At 70.8% G+C, this 15576-nt stretch carries 12 protein-coding genes; 4 read left to right on the forward strand and 8 right to left on the reverse strand.

Features of this window, described 5'->3' with window-relative positions; genetic code table 11:
* Positions 1-18: 18 nt before the first annotated feature.
* Positions 19-1392, reverse strand: coding sequence for an MFS transporter (locus AB0B61_RS26225; protein WP_358436726.1), 1374 nt, complete (start codon positions 1390-1392; stop codon positions 19-21).
* An 87-nt stretch (positions 1393-1479) separates the two neighbouring features.
* Positions 1480-2202, reverse strand: coding sequence for a TetR/AcrR family transcriptional regulator (locus AB0B61_RS26230; RefSeq protein WP_358436728.1), 723 nt, complete (start codon positions 2200-2202; stop codon positions 1480-1482).
* 100 nt (positions 2203-2302) lie between these two features.
* Between AB0B61_RS26230 and AB0B61_RS26235 the strand changes: the two genes are divergently transcribed.
* Positions 2303-3748 carry an MFS transporter gene (locus tag AB0B61_RS26235; RefSeq protein WP_358436731.1) on the forward strand — a complete coding sequence of 482 codons (1446 nt, stop codon included), beginning with the start codon at positions 2303-2305 and terminating at the stop codon, positions 3746-3748.
* A 50-nt stretch (positions 3749-3798) separates the two neighbouring features.
* On the opposite strand, the gene AB0B61_RS26240 is transcribed toward AB0B61_RS26235, so the two are convergent.
* The 5 genes from AB0B61_RS26240 to AB0B61_RS26260 are packed head-to-tail and all read right to left on the reverse strand — an operon-like array spanning position 3799 to position 11670.
* On the reverse strand, positions 3799-4965 hold the full coding sequence (locus tag AB0B61_RS26240; RefSeq protein ID WP_358436734.1) for a VWA domain-containing protein: 1167 nt from the start codon (positions 4963-4965) through the stop codon (positions 3799-3801).
* A gap of 45 nt (positions 4966-5010) precedes the next feature.
* Positions 5011-7404, reverse strand: a complete 2394-nt coding sequence (locus tag AB0B61_RS26245; RefSeq protein WP_358436737.1) for a DUF5682 family protein — start codon at positions 7402-7404, stop codon at positions 5011-5013.
* Entirely contained in the window at positions 7401-8465 is a 1065-nt protein-coding gene (locus tag AB0B61_RS26250; RefSeq protein WP_358436740.1) for an AAA family ATPase, read from the reverse strand. The genes AB0B61_RS26245 and AB0B61_RS26250 overlap by 4 nt, the downstream gene beginning before the upstream one ends.
* A complete protein-coding gene (locus AB0B61_RS26255; RefSeq protein ID WP_358436742.1) occupies positions 8462-10021 on the reverse strand; it encodes a DUF5691 domain-containing protein in 1560 nt (519 codons plus the stop codon). Before AB0B61_RS26255 ends, AB0B61_RS26250 begins: the two co-directional genes overlap by 4 nt.
* Positions 10018-11670 (reverse strand): SWIM zinc finger family protein, encoded by a 1653-nt coding sequence (locus tag AB0B61_RS26260; RefSeq protein WP_358436745.1) that lies wholly within the window; start codon positions 11668-11670, stop codon positions 10018-10020. The genes AB0B61_RS26255 and AB0B61_RS26260 overlap by 4 nt, the downstream gene beginning before the upstream one ends.
* 359 nt (positions 11671-12029) lie before the next feature.
* Between AB0B61_RS26260 and AB0B61_RS26265 the strand changes: the two genes are divergently transcribed.
* The 3 genes from AB0B61_RS26265 to AB0B61_RS26275 all read left to right on the forward strand — a co-directional run bounded on the left by AB0B61_RS26265 (position 12030) and on the right by AB0B61_RS26275 (position 14344).
* Complete coding sequence (locus AB0B61_RS26265) at positions 12030-12584, forward strand: cupin domain-containing protein (protein ID WP_358436748.1); 555 nt, start codon at positions 12030-12032, stop codon at positions 12582-12584.
* Between the two features lie 41 nt (positions 12585-12625).
* Entirely contained in the window at positions 12626-13183 is a 558-nt protein-coding gene (locus AB0B61_RS26270) for an NUDIX hydrolase (RefSeq protein WP_358436751.1), read from the forward strand.
* 489 nt (positions 13184-13672) lie between these two features.
* Positions 13673-14344, forward strand: a complete 672-nt coding sequence (locus AB0B61_RS26275) for a response regulator transcription factor (protein ID WP_358436753.1) — start codon at positions 13673-13675, stop codon at positions 14342-14344.
* Here the strand turns inward: AB0B61_RS26275 and AB0B61_RS26280 are convergent.
* Entirely contained in the window at positions 14336-15508 is a 1173-nt protein-coding gene (locus AB0B61_RS26280; protein WP_358436756.1) for an MFS transporter, read from the reverse strand. The genes AB0B61_RS26275 and AB0B61_RS26280 overlap by 9 nt on opposite strands.
* Positions 15509-15576: the final 68 nt, after the last annotated feature.

The raw sequence follows: 15576 nt of genomic DNA on the forward strand, positions 1-15576 counted from the left end.
CCCCCCTCTGCGACGAAGCTAAGAAACGACTCCTTCCAGTGTGCCTGCCTTCGTGTGCTGGGCAAAACGCGGGGCGATGACGGCGGCCAGCACGGCGAGGGCGAAGGTGAAGGCGAGGCCCACCAGATAGGTCTCACCGGTGGCTGTGAACAGGGCTCCGGTGACCGCGACGGCGACGACGGTGAACACGGACTCGCCGACGCCGAGGGCCGCGGTGTTCTGGCCCGCCTCTCCCGGCGCGGACATCTCCAGCACCAGTACGGACACCGTGGGGTGCAGCGCGCCGATGCCGAGCCCGGAGATGGCCATGGCCACGTACGCGAGGGCGATCGGCACGGAGTCGATCAGCACGAGCGACATGAGCGCGATGCCGGTGGCGATCATGATGGCGCCACCGCGCAGCGCGGCCAGGTGACTGATGGCGCCGCGGCCCTTGATCCAGGATCCGGTGGACCAGCCGAGCGCGCCGACGGTCAGGACGATGCCGGCGCCGGTGGGCGTCAGGCCACGCTCGCTGATCAGCATGAGCGGGATGAGCACCTCGGCCGCCATCAGCGAGCCGTAGGCCAGGCCACGGAGCACCGGGGCGCTCGGTAGCCCGCGGGCGGCCCTGAGCGAGCCGCGGGGCAGCAGCCTGGGCAGGGACACGGCCAGCAGGACGATCCCGGTCGCGAGCAGGGGCAGGCCGCGGAGCTGGAGCGCGCTGCCGTACTGGATCAGCGCGGCGGCCACGGCGGTCAGCGTGGCCCAGACCAGCTTGCGCCCGAGGCCGGGGGCGGGCTCGGCCTCGCCACCGCGCAGGCCCGCGCCCGCGGTGCCGCGCCACAGAAGCAGCGCGCTGGGCACGACGATCAGGGAGACGCCGAGGAAGATCCACCGCCAGTCGGCATTCTCCACCACAAATCCGGCGATGGCCGGGCCGACCATGGACGGCACCACCCAGGCGGCCGAGAACAGCGCGAACACCCTGGGATGCATCTCACCCGGATAGACCCTCGCCACGAGCACATAGAGGGCCACCTGGATCAGGCCCCCGCCGAGCCCCTGAATGAACCGCCCAGCGACGAACACCTCCATGTTCGGCGCGAACCCGGCCACCAGCAGTCCGGCCACGAAGCCCGCCACGCCGGTGCCGACCGCCGGCAGCGGGCCCTTCACGTCGCTCCACCTGCCGCCGAGCACGGTGGCGATCACGCTGGCCGCGAGGGTGGCGCTGAAGGCCAGGTTGTACAGGTGCATGCCGCCGAGCTCGCGCGCCACGACGGGCATCGCCGTCGCCACCGCCATCGCCTCGAACGCCACCAACATGACGAGCGCCACCAGCCCCACGCTGAGCGCCCGGTACTTCGCCGACACCACACTGACAGGAGGTGCTTCAAGAGTTGTGGTCATGCCCGGCAAACTATGCCGGACACCCCGGTCAGCACATCGGGCGCCGGCCCTAGGCCCTTGGGCTTAGGGAATCCGGGGCCTGCGGGCCTAAGGCATCCGGGCCTGGAGACCGTCGATCATCAGATCGAGGCCGTACTCGAAGCGTGCCTGCCCGTCGTCGGCGATCAGATCGTCTACGTGCTCGGCGATGTGCGGGAACCGCTCGGCAGGCAGGGCGCGGTAGTGGCTCTCGATATGGCCGACGAACGACTTGAAGTATTCCTCCAGGCCGAGACCCGTGGCCCGCATCCTGCCGAAGTGCAGCGAGCCTTCGAAGGCGTCGCCGGTGATGTAGAGGGAGATCCGGTCGACGGCGAGCGACGCGTCACGCGGCGCCATGCCCGCGTCGATGAGCAGGCCGAAGACGTACTCGGCGATGCGCAGCGCGTTCGGGCCGACGGGGATGCTGGCCAGCGCGGCCCTGGCCACGTCGGCATGGCTGCCCAGCACCCGGTGGCACTCGATCGCGTACTCGCGCAGCTGCTCCTTCCAGCGGGCCGGGTCGGGGACAGCCAGCTGGATCTCGCCGAGCACCCGGTCATAGATGAGCTCCAGGAGCTCCTCCTTGTTGGCGACGTGCGCGTAGAGCGAGGCGGGCCCGGTGTCGAGCTCCTGCGCGACGCGGCGCATGCTCAGCCCGTCGAGGCCCTCTGCGTCAAGGATCCGCAGCCCCGTCTCGACGATCAGGTCCTGGCTCAGCTGCCGCTTGAGCTGAACCGGCTTACGCGCCTTGCGCCACGGCGGGGGCGGGACGTTCTCGCTGCTTCCCATGACGAACACTGTACTTGACACGAACACTGTTCGCCACTAAAACAGTGTTCGTAGCGAACAGTGTTCGTAGTAAGAAACGGCGTTCTACCAAGGAGTCCCCATGACCGTCACCGCCCCCCAGGCGGACTCGGAGGTCCAGCCTTACCGCTGGCGCTGGGTCGCGCTGTTCGTCATCTTGACCGCCGAGGTCATGGACCTGCTGGACGCGCTGGTCACCTCCATCGCCGCACCGACCATCCAGAAGGATCTGGGCGGCTCGTCGAGCCTGGTGCAGTGGCTGGTGGCCGGTTACACCCTGGCCATGGCCGTCGGCCTGATCACCGGTGGCCGGCTCGGCGACCTCTACGGCCGCAGGCGCATGTTCGTGATCGGCGCCCTGGGCTTCACCGCCGCCTCATTACTGTGCGGAATCGCCGCGAACCCGGAGATGCTGATCGCCGGCCGCGTGGTGCAGGGCCTGTTCGGCGCCGTGATGCTGCCGCAGGGACTCGGCCTGATCAAGGAGATGTTCCCGCCGCAGGAGATGGGCAAGGCGTTCGGCATGTTCGGCCCGGTCATGACGATCTCGTCCGTGGGCGGCCCGATTCTGGCCGGCTGGCTGATCGACGCCGACCTGTTCGGCACCGGCTGGCGCATGATCTTCCTGATCAACCTGCCGCTCGGACTGGCCGCCGCGCTGGCCGGGATGCGGTTCCTGCCGGAGTTCAGGCTCTCCAACGCCACCAAGCTCGACCTGGTCGGCATGCTGCTGGTCTCGGCTGCCGCGTTCCTGCTGATCTTCCCGCTCATTCAGGGCCGCGAGCTGGACTGGCCCGTCTGGACGTTCGTGTCGATGGCCGCCTCGATCGTGGTGTTCGCCGTCTTCGGCCGGTACGAGAGCCGCCGCGCCGCTTCAGGAAAGGACCCGCTGGTCACGCCGAGCCTGTTCCGCAAGCGCGCCTTCACCGGCGGGCTGGTGGCCGGGCTGGCCTTCTTCTCCGGCATGATCGGCCTCAGCCTCGTCTTCACCCTCTACACCCAGGTCGGGCTCGGCTACAGCCCGCTCAAGGCCGGCCTCACCGGCCTGCCGCAGGCCATCGGCGGCGTGATCGGCTTCGGCCTGGCCATGTCGGGCCTGCAGGAGAAGCTCGGCCGCGGCCTGCTGCAGATCGGCACCGCGGTGATGGCGGTGGGCGCGGGCGTGCTGGGCCTGACCATCCACCTGGTCGGCACCGACGTCAGCCCCTGGCAGCTGTCCCCCGGCCTGGCCTTCGTGGGCATCGGGATGGGCCTGACCATGGCGCCGTTCTTCGACATCGTGCTCTCGGGCGTCGAGCCGCACGAGTCCGGCTCGGCGTCGGGCACGCTGACCGCGACCCAGCAGCTCGGCGGCGCGCTCGGTAGCGCCCTGCTCGGCACGCTCTTCTTCAACCTGCTCAAGAGCCAGTGGAGCTTCGGCTCGGCGATGCAGGTCACCATCTGGGTCGAGATCGGGCTGCTGGTGCTGACCTTCCTGCTGGCGTACCTGCTGCCGCGTAAGGCCAGCGTGGAGCAAGCGGGGCACTGACACCTGTTCTCAAGGGCCGCGACCTGGCGTCGCGGCCCTTTCGCCACGTTTCAGGAACCCATGCCGACGTGCCGTTCGGCCCACTGGGCGATGTCGCGGCGCTCGATCGCGGCGGCCATCAGATCCGGGAACGCGTCAGGCGTACACGCGAAGGCCGGGACCCCCATCGCGGCCAGCGCGGCGGCGTTCTCGTGGTCGTAGAAGGGCGCGCCCTCGTCGGACAGCGCCAGCAGCACGATCACCTGGACGCCCGCCTGGGTCATCGCAGCGACCCTGCGCAGCATCTCCTGCCGGACGCCGCCCTCGTAAAGGTCGCTGATGAGGATGAAGATCGAGTTGGCCGGTCGCGAGATGAGGCCCTGGCTGTAGGCGATGGCCCGGTTGATGTCCGTACCGCCGCCCAGTTGCGTGCCGAACAGCAGCTCGACCGGGTCATGCAGCTGATCCGTCAGGTCCACCACGGCCGTGTCGAACACCACCAGCGACGTCTTGAGCGACCGCATCGAGGCCAGCACCGCCCCGAACACACTCGAATAGACCACCGAGGCCGCCATCGACCCGCTCTGGTCGATGGCGAGCACCACCTCGCGTTGCACGGACCGCTGCCGGCGCGCGTAGCCGACGAGCCGCGAGGGCACGACCGTGTTCTTCTCGGGCAGGTAGTTCTTGAGGTTCGCCCTGATCGTCCGATCCCAGTCGATGTCGGACACCCGCTTGGGCCGGTGGGTCCTGGCCGAGCGGTCGAGCGCGCCGGTGACGGCGGCCCTGGTCTTCTGGGCGAGCCTGCGTTCGAGCTCCTGTACGACCCTGCGCACCACCGCCCTGGCCGACTCGCGCGCCTGGTCGGGCATGACCCGGTTGAGCGCCAGCAGCGTGCCGACCAGGTGTACGTCGGGCTCGACGGCCTCCAGCATCTCGGGTTCGAGCAGCAACCTGGTGAGGTTGAGCCGCTGGATCGCGTCCTTCTGCATGACCTGGACGACGGTCGAGGGGAAATAGGTTCTGATGTCGCCCAGCCACCGCGCCACCCGGGGCGCCGAGGCGCCTAGGCCGCCGTCGCGGTCGTACACGGCGGCCAGCGCCCGGTCCATGTCCGCGTCCGCGCCCTCGAGCCCGCCGCCCGCGCCTCCTTGACGGCCGGCGCAGATGCCGTCGGCGTCACCACCGCCCAGCACCAGCCGCCACCTGCGCAGCCGCTCGTCCATCCGCTCAGTCATGCTCTCTCCCGCCGATCCGCGCTCTTCCCAAGATCGCCAGCACGCTCAGCCATGCTCTCCCCCGCTGATCCGCGCTCTCCCCAGGATCGCCAGTACGGTCCGCTCGGCCGCCGCCGCTCGCTGTTCGTCCACCGCCTGCTCCCCCGCCCGTTCCGACCGCTCCGCCGATCGGACGCGTTCGCCGATCGCCCGGCGTTCGGGTGCGGCGAAGCTCCCGAACGTACGGCGGAGCAGCGGCAGCACGTCGACGAACTGCTCGCCGTCCAGCCCGGTCAGCCAGGTGTCGACCAGGCCGAGCAGTCTCGGGTCGTGCACCAGCAGCAGCCCGCCGCCGCCCAGGAAGCCCTCGACCCATGAGGCGGCCCTGGTGGGCGCGTGGCCCCGGGACATCGCCCGCGACATCCGGTCGTCGGCGTCGTCGAGCTCGCCAGCGTCGAGCAGGATCCTGGTCAGTCGTCCCTCGATCAGCCCGTGCAGGTCAGGGCGGTCACTCATCCCACGCAACGTGACCAGCCACCGGCTACGCGGCGACGCCGCCTGACGGGAGACCGTCGCCGTCGGCTCCTGCCCGGCAGGATTTTCTGGAGGCGTCGGCTCCTGCCCGACGACCTCCGGCGGCGAGCCGGGCGGCTCCTCTGACATCAGTGCGACGGCAGTGTGTACGGCGTCGACACCGGTGAGCAGTGCGGCGGCCGCCTCGTCGTCGAGGCCTGTGACCGCGACGGGCAGGCCGACGCAGATGCGGTCGAGCATGGACCGGACGATCACCGCCAGGCCCTCGGCCGAGGTGCCGCGTACGTCGCCGTAGCGGTGGGCGCGGACCATCGCGGGCAGCGCGGCCATCAGGTGGGTGACGTCGGTGTCGAGCGCGGCCTTGGCCGAGAGGGCGGCCAGGACCTCGGGCAGCGCCTCCGGCAGGTCGGCCAGCAGGCAGCGTTCGACCAGCCCGGTCAGGTCGGCCAGCGTCACCGACGCCGCCGAGGCGAGGTCGCGGGCCCGCTGGGCGGCGGCCGAGGCGACCGTGATGCCGAGTGCCGCCGCCTCAACGAGCGCCAGGTCGAACTCGGGCCGCCACTGCAGCGTCCACGTCTCCCTGAACGTCCCCTTGCCCCTGGCCTCCCCGAGCACCCCCCACTCCACGTCGAGCAGCCGCAACCGGTGCAGCAGGTGGCTGCGGTCGAGGTCGAGCGGCTTGCGCAGGTCGAGCCCGAACGCGCGGTCCAGCGCCTCGGGCTTCAGCTTGAGCCGTCGCTGCTGCTCACGCAGGTCGCGCTGGAGCGGCACCATGGGCGTGCCGTCGGAGACGTGGCCGAGCCGGTCGCCGACGACCATGCGCCGCTGGATCAGCTCCACCGCCAGGTCGTCGCCCTCGCACAGCACCGCCCTGGCCGCCTCGGTGACCTCGCCGAGCCCGGCCAGCGGGCGTCCGCGCAGGGTGGCCAGGCTGTGCGCGAGGCGTACGGACTCGATGACGTGCGCGGACGACACCGCGAGGCCCTCGTCGCGGAGCACCGCCGCCGCTCCGGCCAGCCACCGCTCCACGGGCCGGTCGGGGGCGGCGAACAGGTGGTGGTACCAGCCGGGTGAGGAGATGCCCGCCCCATAGCCGCTCCACGAGGCCAGCCGCCCGTACGTCCACGGCACCCACGTCAGCTGCGCCTTCACCCTGGGCAGACCGCGCAGGAGGGCGTCGTCGGCCTTGGCCGGGGGCAGCGGGGCGGTCAGGGCGGGGACGTGCCAGGCGCCGCAGATCACCGCGATGCGGTCATGGCCGTGTTTGATGGCGTTGCGGATGGTTCTGCGCATGTACGCCTCGCGCCGGGCCTCACGTTCGTCGGGCTCGTGGCCCTCGCGGACGGCGGCCATGGCCTCGGCGATCACCTCGAACGGGGTGTCGCCCCGGTGCTCGACGACGTCCTCCCACCAGCGCTCGGGATCGTCGTAACCGGCCGCGGCGGCCAGGGTGCCGATGGGATCGACCCGCAAGCGCTCGGGGTCGGAGCCGGGCCCAGGCTTGGGATCCGCTTCAGGGCCGGGCTCAGGGTCGGGGTTGTGAGCGTCGGGGGTGACGGTGTCGGGAGGGTCGGCGTCGTGGGTTTCGGCGCTGGGAGGGTCGGCGCTGGGAGGGTCGGCCAGGCTGTGGGCTGCCGGGAGGTCGCAGAAGCGTACCGGGATGCCGGCCGCCGTGCCGTACAGGATGGCCTGCCATTCGGGCGAGAACTCGGCGAACGGCCAGAAGGCGGCGCTGGACGCCTGGCCGGGCACGTGCGCGAGCAGCGCGACGGGCGGTTCCAGCTCGGGCGCGAGCGCGACCAGCGCGTCGGCCTCCGGAGGTCCTTCGATGAGGATCAGGTCGGGGCGGAGGCGTTCGAGCTCCGCGCGTACGGCGCGCGCCGAGCCGGGGCCGTGGTGCCGGACGCCGAGGATCGAGACGCTCATGAGACCTCGCGGCAGGCGCGGTAGAAGTCGCGCCAGTCGGAGCGCTCGCGGACGACCGTTTCGAGGTATTCGCGCCACACCACCCGGTCGGACACCGGCTCCTGCACCACCGCGCCCACGATCCCGGCGGCCACGTCGGAGGGCCGTAGCACGCCGTCGCCGAAGTGGGCCGCGAGGGCGATGCCGCTGGTCAGCACCGAGATGGCCTCGGCCGTGGACAGGGTGCCGCTGGGTGATTTGACCTTGGTACGGCCGTCCTCCGTCACACCCGTACGCAGCTCTCGGAACACCGTCACCACGCGGCGGATCTCCGCCAGCCCCGTGCTGGTCTCGGGCAGCTCCAGCGAGCGGCCGAGCTGGGTGACGCGGCGCGAGACGATGTCCACCTCCTCTTCGGCGGTGGCGGGCACCGGCAGCACGACGGTGTTGAAGCGACGGCGCAGGGCGCTGGACAGCTCGTTGACGCCCCGGTCGCGGTCGTTGGCGGTGGCGATGACGTTGAAGCCGCGTTCGGCCTGGACCTCGCGGTTGAGCTCGGGGATCGGCAGCGTCTTCTCCGACAGGACGGTGATCAGGGCGTCCTGTACGTCGGAGGGCATGCGCGTGAGCTCCTCGACGCGGGCGATCCGGCCCTCGGCCATGGCCCGCATGACGGGTGACGGGGTCATCGCCTCGATGGACGGGCCTTCGGCCAGCAGCCGCGCGTAGTTCCAGCCGTAGCGGATGGCCTCTTCTGCCGTCCCGGCCGTACCCTGCACCAAAAGGGTCGAGTCGCCGCTGATCGCGGCGGCCAGGTGTTCGGACAGCCAGGTCTTGGCCGTGCCGGGCACACCGAGCAGCAGCAGCGCGCGGTCGGTGGCCAGGGTGGCGACGGCGACCTCGACGATGCGGCGGGCGCCCACGTATTTCGGGGTGATCTGCCGGCCGTCGCCAAGGATGTACGTGGTCACGGCCCACGGGGACAGCTTCCAGCCAGGCGGCCTGGTCCGGTCGTCGTCCTTGGCGAGCACGGCCAGCTCCTCGGCGTACTGATCTTCCGCATGCGGGCGCAGAACGGTCATGAGAGCTCCTTCATCAGGTCGGCACGGAAGCGCAGCAGGGCGGCGACCTGCTGGATGGGTGGCACGGGCGAGTAGTTCTCGGCCAGCTCGGCGAGCGCCGGGTCGATGTGCTCGCCGGCCAGTTTGATCAGCTCGCCGAGGTTCCACGGCTGGGTGGTGGCCACCTTGGTGATCTTGCGGAGAACGGCCGTCGCCAGCTTCTCCCGCCAGTGCGAGGACACGCCGCCCAGCACCATGATCAATTGGCTGTCCAAGTCATGCTTTTTCACGAAATCGGCGGCAAGCTGTTGCTGCTCGTCCGGCCCCAGCGCCTCCAGCAGGTCCGCGATCGGATCCCACGCGAACATCGCCCGCGCCCACTCCGGATCCCGCTGCAACACGGCCGCGCGCACCCAGGCCGTCTTCACCTCGCCGTCCCAGTCGGGGATCTTCATCTTGAGCAGCTTGGCGGGGCTGCCCCAGAGCCCGAGGGGCGCGCGGGCGACGACCTGCTGGAGCCACCAGGCCCGCTCACCGGTGCCTCTCGGGGGCTTGGCCCTGATGCCGTCGCGCTCCATCGCCTTGTCGCACGCTGCGGGCGCCTCGACGATGATCGTGCCTCTGGTGACGGTCAGGCAGCTTCGCGCGCGTACGGCCATGCGCTGGGCCAGGCGCGACTCGGGCAGGCGGGTGAGGAGGTTGGCGGCCTGCTGGCGTACCTCGCGCCTGCGGTCGTCGAGGGCCTGCTCCAGGAACGGCTCGTCGTCCATCGACAGGCCGTCCGCCAGCACCTCGACGAACGCCGCCCGGTCGTCCGGCCCTTCGCGCTCCCAGCCCGTCTCCAGCAGCTCCCGGGCCTGCTTGGGCTCGTGCCTTCGGAGGTGACTCAGGTACGCGCGGCGGTCGGCCGGACTGCCCAGCTCCCACGTCTCGCCGGTCGGCTCTTCGAGCAGGTACGCCCAGTCCGGGTTCAAGGCGGCCAGCCACCTGCCACGCTGCCCGGCGACCAGGCCGAGATTCGCTCTGATGGAGTGGTCGCGTCGGCCGCGGTCGAGGAGCTCGGGCAGGACGTACGGGGGCACCCTGCGGCCTGCGGTTGAGGCGGCGGCCAGCCATTCGGGCAGCAGACGGTCGTACTCGCCGCCCAGGATCCTGGCCAGGCGCTCGGCGGCTCGGGCGGTCACGGCGGGCAACTCCTCATCTTTCGCCCACCCCTGCTCGGTGGCCCCACCCGCTACCACCTGACCCGCTGCCGCCTCGCCCTCGGCCATCTGGCCCGCTGTCGTCCGGCCCTCGGTCCCGTCGCCCCCGGCCCTCTCGCCCTCAGCTGTTTGACTCTCGGTCTCGTCGCCAGCCGTCGCTTCGCCCGCTGCCGTTTGGCCATCGGTCGTCTCGCCCTCAGCGGCCTGACCCTCGGTCCTGTCGGCCTTGGTCGTCTTTGCCTTGGTCGTCTCGATGAGTTGCTGGCCGGCGCGACGGCGCACCACTTCTACGGCGGCGCTTTCCAGCAGGTCTCCCTCGTACGGTCTGCGGTCGGTGCCGACCAGTGCCGTCGATGCCAGGTCGTCCCAGGTCACAGGATCACCGCCGTTCCGTCGTCAGCCCAGGTCGTCAGCGGGCGCAGGCCCAGCGGGGTCCACTCGGCGGCCACGGTCACCGGCCGGCCGCCGGAGACGGCGATCAGCCGCCACGGGTCACGTGACCCCGGGTGCAGCGGAAACCCACCCACAGAGGTGCGCCCGAGAACCACTCCCGCCAGCACGACCGGCCAGGAGTCGGTCCACGGGTCGGCGGCCACGGCGGCGGCGATCTCGCCGAGCGCCTCCTCCGGCGACGTTCCGGGCGGAACCCGGCCGCCGAGATCCCCCCGGCCAGCGAGATCACTTCGACCGCCGAGGTCCGCCCGGTCGTCGAGATCCGCCCGGCCACCGAGATCCGCCCCACCGGCGAGATCCGCCCGGCCACCGAGGCCTGCTCGAACGTCGGGGGCGCTCCGGTTGGAGCTGTCGCCCTGGCCGGCGAAGGTAGTCCGGTCGGTGGGAAGGCTTCGAGGGGTGGCGTGGCGGGTGGCGACCAGGGCGCGGAGGGGTGCGGCGCCGGGGTAGAAGGCGACGTCGGCGTCGATCGTGGTGCCGGTGACCAGCGAGGCGTCGAGCGGCTGACCGGAGGCCGCGAAGGACAGAATCAGCGCCGCCCGGCCCGTGTCGTGGCCCCGGAGCCAGACCCGGCGGGCGGTCAGCCGGTCGTGTTCCTCGTCGCGCCTGCCCACCACGTGCCACCGGTCGCGCACGACCGGCCGAACCAGCACGTCCTCCCGCGCGACGGGGAAGCCCGCGCGGATCAGGACGGTCTGGCGCAACGGCCCCGGCAGCTCGGCCCGCCGCCGGTAGGCGACCGCCAGCAGGTTGATCAGCGAGTATTCGGCCAGCAGCCGACTCGGCCAGTCGTCGGCCATGCGCACCTCCCGCAACCGGGAGAGCGCGTTGGCGACACCCGGCGCCTGGGCGTCGACGAGGCGCTTGGCCAGGTCGTCCCATTCGTCAGCGTCGGTCCCCGCCAGGCCCTGCCGCACCTGGTCGGCCAGCCACCGTTCGAGCTCGGCCAGTCCGGCATTCACCCGCGCATGCCGAACGGACTCGACCCCCGCACCCCGCCCACCACCCGGCCTACCAGTGGACGACGCCCCAGAACCCAGACCGGAACCACCGCCGGCCGCCGCGCCCGATCCGCCGTCCGAGCCTGTGGCCGGATCAGACGCTGTGCTTGGGTCGGCACCCGACTCGGCGTTCGGCGTCGGATCCGTTCCGGGCCAGTGGGCCGGTTCCGGGTCGCTCTCGGTTTCCGCGGTGGCACGGGCGCGGGCGGCCTCGAGCTTGGCCGCCGCCTTGGCGGCGCGTTCCGTACGCATAGCGACCCACTCCGCCGCCCACGGCGGCAGCGAATCGGCGGCGGGAACCCCGTCTGCCGACCACATGAGCAGCAGCCCGAGCGCGTGCTTGCACGGGAACTTCCGGCTGGGGCAACTGCACCGATATGCGGGCTCGGAGAGATCGACGCACGCCATGTACGGCGTGGCCCCGCTCCCCTTGCACTCACCGAACAGCACGTCGTCAGTCGTGCCGCGCAAACTCCATTTGCCAGGCGTCGCCACGCCCTGCGCCGCCTTCTGGGACGAGGCGTCGGGGGCGAGAGCGAGCACCTGATCACGGCTCCACCGTTCGATCACTTGCCGCAGACTAGCCAGCTCGACCGACAATTACCGCCGCTCCGACCGATCCATCTAGAAGATCCACACGGCAACTGGTCAGGGTGAGACGACGTCGCTCCACCCACTCCTGTCCGTCGAAGTCCACCCCGCTCCTGTCCGTCGCTCGGTCGCACTCCTGTCAGCTCCATCGCGCTCCTGCCAGGGATGAACGACCCACCCCACACCCCGCCTCCCGGTAGGACGATCCGCTCTGCACCTCAGCACAAACGCACATCAGCGAAAAAGCGCACCGGCACTCGGGCGATCCGTTCGCCACCAAGCGGCGGTCCGGCGGCGACCTCACCGCCGCCGCAAAGCCCAGCACGTAGGATCACCACGTGGAGCTGACGATCTATCCCAGCGGCCTGTCCGTCCAGGTCGCCGACGAGGCTGAGGCCCTGGCCAGTGGGCTGGACGGCCAGTTGGTCCTCGACGGCACCCGCTTCCTGCGCCGTGACGTCACCGGCGCGGCGATCGCGTTCGAGGACCGCCCGCCCATCGCCCGCGCCCTGGACCTGCTGCCCCACCCCGAGGGTGGCTGGTTCCGTGAGACCTGGCGGGCGCCCGTCACCTTCCTGCCCGCCGGCTACCCCGGGGCCCGTTCGTCCGCCACCGGCATCTACTTCCTGCTGGGTCCAGGCGAGGAGTCGGTGCCGCACGTGGTCCGGTCCGACGAGGTGTGGCTGTGGCATCGGGGCGGTCCGCTGGATCTGACGATCGGCGACGAGACCGTCATCCTGGGCCCGCTGGTTGAAGACGGCCAGGTGCCCCAGGCCGTGGTGCCGGGCGGCGTGTGGCAGTCGGCCAGGCCCGCGGGCGGCGAGGAGGTTCTGGTCAGCTGCGTCGTCTCGCCGGGATTCGACTTCGCCGACTTCACCGCGCGGACCGAGTAGAAGCCATGGACACACTTCACCACGCGGACCGAGTAGGAGCCATGGACGTACGACCGGACAGCGAGCATCCCATCAGGCGACTCTCGACCGAGATCGTGTACGAGAGCCCGTACCTGCGTATGCGCGAGGACCGCATCCGCCGCCTCGACGGTTCCGAAGGCATCTACTCCTACATCGAGAAGCCCGACTACGCGCTGGTCATCCCGGTCGAGAACGATGGGCTGCACCTGGTGGAGCAGTACCGCTACCCGATACGCGCCCGGTCGTGGGAGTTCCCGCAGGGCACGTTCCCGCAGATGCGGACCGGCGACCCCGAGCACCTGGCACGCGAGGAGCTACGCCAGGAGACCGGCCTGACGGCGGCGGACATGCGGCACCTGGGGCGGCTGAGCTGCGCCAAGGGCATGTCGTCACAGGGCTTCGACGTGTTCGTGGCCACGGGGCTGGAGCCGGGGCCCAACGAGCTGGAGGTCGAGGAGCAGGACCTGCTGCATCGGTGGTTCAAGCGCGCGGACTTCGAGGCCATGATCCGCGACGGCGGGATCACGGACGCCGCGACACTGGCGGCCTACACGCTGTTCTTGCTCTCGAACCAGTAGGTCATCCCGCTCCAACGGCACCTAGGGCAAAGAGCTGGATTATCGGCTTAAGCGGTGATCATCAAGAATTCCCGCTGGGTCCTCGGATTCGATAGGACGACAGCTAAAGCGCCATCTGCAGAGCACAGCGCCTTTTCGCCCCGCGGCTTCCACAGCTTCCTCGCGGGGAGCCACCGTGAGCGGTTCCCGGATCCGCGCGGCCACGCCAGGGTTATCCGGCGGCCGTGGCGTTGAGCAGCAGCGCGGCGGGACGGCGGGGGCGATCACGCGGACATCGAGCGGGCGACGGGACAAGCCCTGGAAGCGGAGAGTGACCACCGCCGACCCGCCTGTCACATGCACCACGGCGAATTACCCACTTGTCCAGCTCCAAGTCGGATCAAATGTCAAGGTGCTGCACCCCCTAGAAATCCCTGATTTCGCGTGTAGTACCCCGGCATAACCGAACAGATGTGACATGCTGCCCACAAATCACGGAAAAGAGTTCGCATGTGCGGTGCGTCACTAAGAGTGATTATCTGTGATAAATACGCGATCACACGGTTTGGTCTACTGTCGATCCTGGCCTCCCGGGACGACGTCAACGTGATCGAGACCACCGACAGCGGAGTCCATGCGATCATGCTCGCCCGCAAGCATCATCCCGAGGTGGTGGTCACCGGGCTGACTCTCGGCGGGCTGTCCGGGCTGGAGCTGATCCAGCGATTACGGGCCGAGAAGCTGGACCCCGAGCCCCGGGTGGTCGTGTTCACCGTCGACCATACCGATCAGACCGTCACCGAGGTGTTGCGCGCGGGCGCCAACGGGCTGCTGACCCAGGATTCCACGCAGGACGAGGTCGTCGCCGTCATCAGAGCGGCGGGCCGAGGGCAGACCATGCTGTCGCCCGTCGTGACGCAGCGGCTGGTCGACTGGTTCAGGCAGCGGGAGCCTCCTCCCGCCGAGCTGGAGCAGCCCACGCTGGCCGGGTTGACGCCGCGCGAGCAGCAGGTCCTGCTCCTGGTCGCGCAGGGGCGGTCGACCGAGGAGGTGGCGGGAGAGTTGTACATCGGGGTCAGTACGGTACGCACCCATTTGCACCGGCTCCGCGCGAAGCTGAAGGCCAAGGACCGGGCCCAGCTGGTCTCCTTCGCCTACCGCTCCGGCCTCATGTCAACCTGACGACCGTTGGTCTCCTTCGCCCTCCGTCGCTCCGGCCTGCCGGGCAGGGATCTGGCGTGTCGCCAGTGGGCCGAGGGCGAGTGAGCCGAGTACGACGGCCGCCGCCAGCGCGAACGCCCCCGGGTAGCTGATGTCCGCGATCACCCCGCCGACCAGCCCCGCGACCCCGAAGAAGATGTCGTACAGCGAGCTCAGCGCCCCCAGCGCGGCCCCCCGCTCCGCCTCCGGCGCCCGGCTGATCGTGATCATCGCGAGTGACGGGTAGAGCAGGGTGAACCCGGCCCCCGACAGCACCGCCCCCGCCGCCGCCACCCACCAGCCGGGCGCGAACCCGATCATGGCCAGGCCGGCGGCCTCCGCGAGGCTCGACGCGACGATCACCGGCATCGGGCCGAGCCGGTCCGGGAGGCGGCCGGCCACGAGCCGGGTCGCGATGTACGCGGCGCTGAACACGCTGAGCAGTACGGGCCCGTTGGCGATCCCTCTGGAAGACAGGGCCAGCGCGCCGAAGCCCACCAGCACGCCGTACCCGAACGCCCCCATGCCCAGCGCCAGCCCCGGCAGCACCGCCGCGCCCGGGATGAGCTTGCGCGACACGACCGGCAGCCGCCCGCCGGACGGCAGCAGGCTCAGCACCGCGACGGCGACGAGCGGCAGGACCACGGCGGCGGCCCACACCGCGGGGTAGGAGCCGAGACGGTACAGCGACTCGCCCAGGGCGGGACCGGCCATGAAGCCGCCCCACATCGCCAGGCCGTACCAGCCGACGATCTGTCCCCGGCGGTTCTCGGGCGCGAGCTGGACCGTCCACACCGAGCCCGCCGTGAAGAGCAGCGCCTCGGCGATGCCCATGACCAGTCGGGTGGTGATGAGGCCGGGCAGGCCCCACGGGAGCGCGTACAGGGCGCCGACGACGGCGGCCAGCGCCGAGCCGGCCAGCATCAGCCGGCGACCGCCGAAGCGCTGCGCGAGCTGGCCGCCGTAGGGGCGCAGTGCCAGTGTCACCGCCGCGGTCGCGGTGAAGGCCGCGCCGACGGCGAACGGCGTGCCGCCCAGTTCCTCGGTCACCAGCCGCGGGATCACCGGCACCGCCGCGCCGAACGCCGTGAACGTGACGAACAGCGCCGCCACCAGCCCGGCGAACGTCCGCGCCCAGGGGGTCACAGCCCGCGAGCGCCGCCGCCGTTCATCAGCAGGACCGCTCATAAGCCGCCGTCCACCACGAGTGCCAC

Source organism: Nonomuraea sp. NPDC049158, from assembly GCF_040648335.1.
Lineage (GTDB): Bacteria > Actinomycetota > Actinomycetes > Streptosporangiales > Streptosporangiaceae > Nonomuraea.

Bases quoted from the DNA above. Each gene is read 5' to 3' on its own strand.
- AB0B61_RS26225 (WP_358436726.1), bottom strand. From the start codon at position 1,392: ATGACCACAACTCTTGAAGCACCTCCTGTCAGTGTGGTGTCGGCGAAG.
- AB0B61_RS26230 (WP_358436728.1), bottom strand. From the start codon at position 2,202: ATGGGAAGCAGCGAGAACGTCCCGCCCCCGCCGTGGCGCAAGGCGCGT.
- AB0B61_RS26235 (WP_358436731.1), top strand. From the start codon at position 2,303: ATGACCGTCACCGCCCCCCAGGCGGACTCGGAGGTCCAGCCTTACCGC.
- AB0B61_RS26240 (WP_358436734.1), bottom strand. From the start codon at position 4,965: ATGACTGAGCGGATGGACGAGCGGCTGCGCAGGTGGCGGCTGGTGCTG.
- AB0B61_RS26245 (WP_358436737.1), bottom strand. From the start codon at position 7,404: ATGAGCGTCTCGATCCTCGGCGTCCGGCACCACGGCCCCGGCTCGGCG.
- AB0B61_RS26250 (WP_358436740.1), bottom strand. From the start codon at position 8,465: ATGACCGTTCTGCGCCCGCATGCGGAAGATCAGTACGCCGAGGAGCTG.
- AB0B61_RS26270 (WP_358436751.1), top strand. From the start codon at position 12,626: ATGGACGTACGACCGGACAGCGAGCATCCCATCAGGCGACTCTCGACC.
- AB0B61_RS26275 (WP_358436753.1), top strand. From the start codon at position 13,673: ATGTGCGGTGCGTCACTAAGAGTGATTATCTGTGATAAATACGCGATC.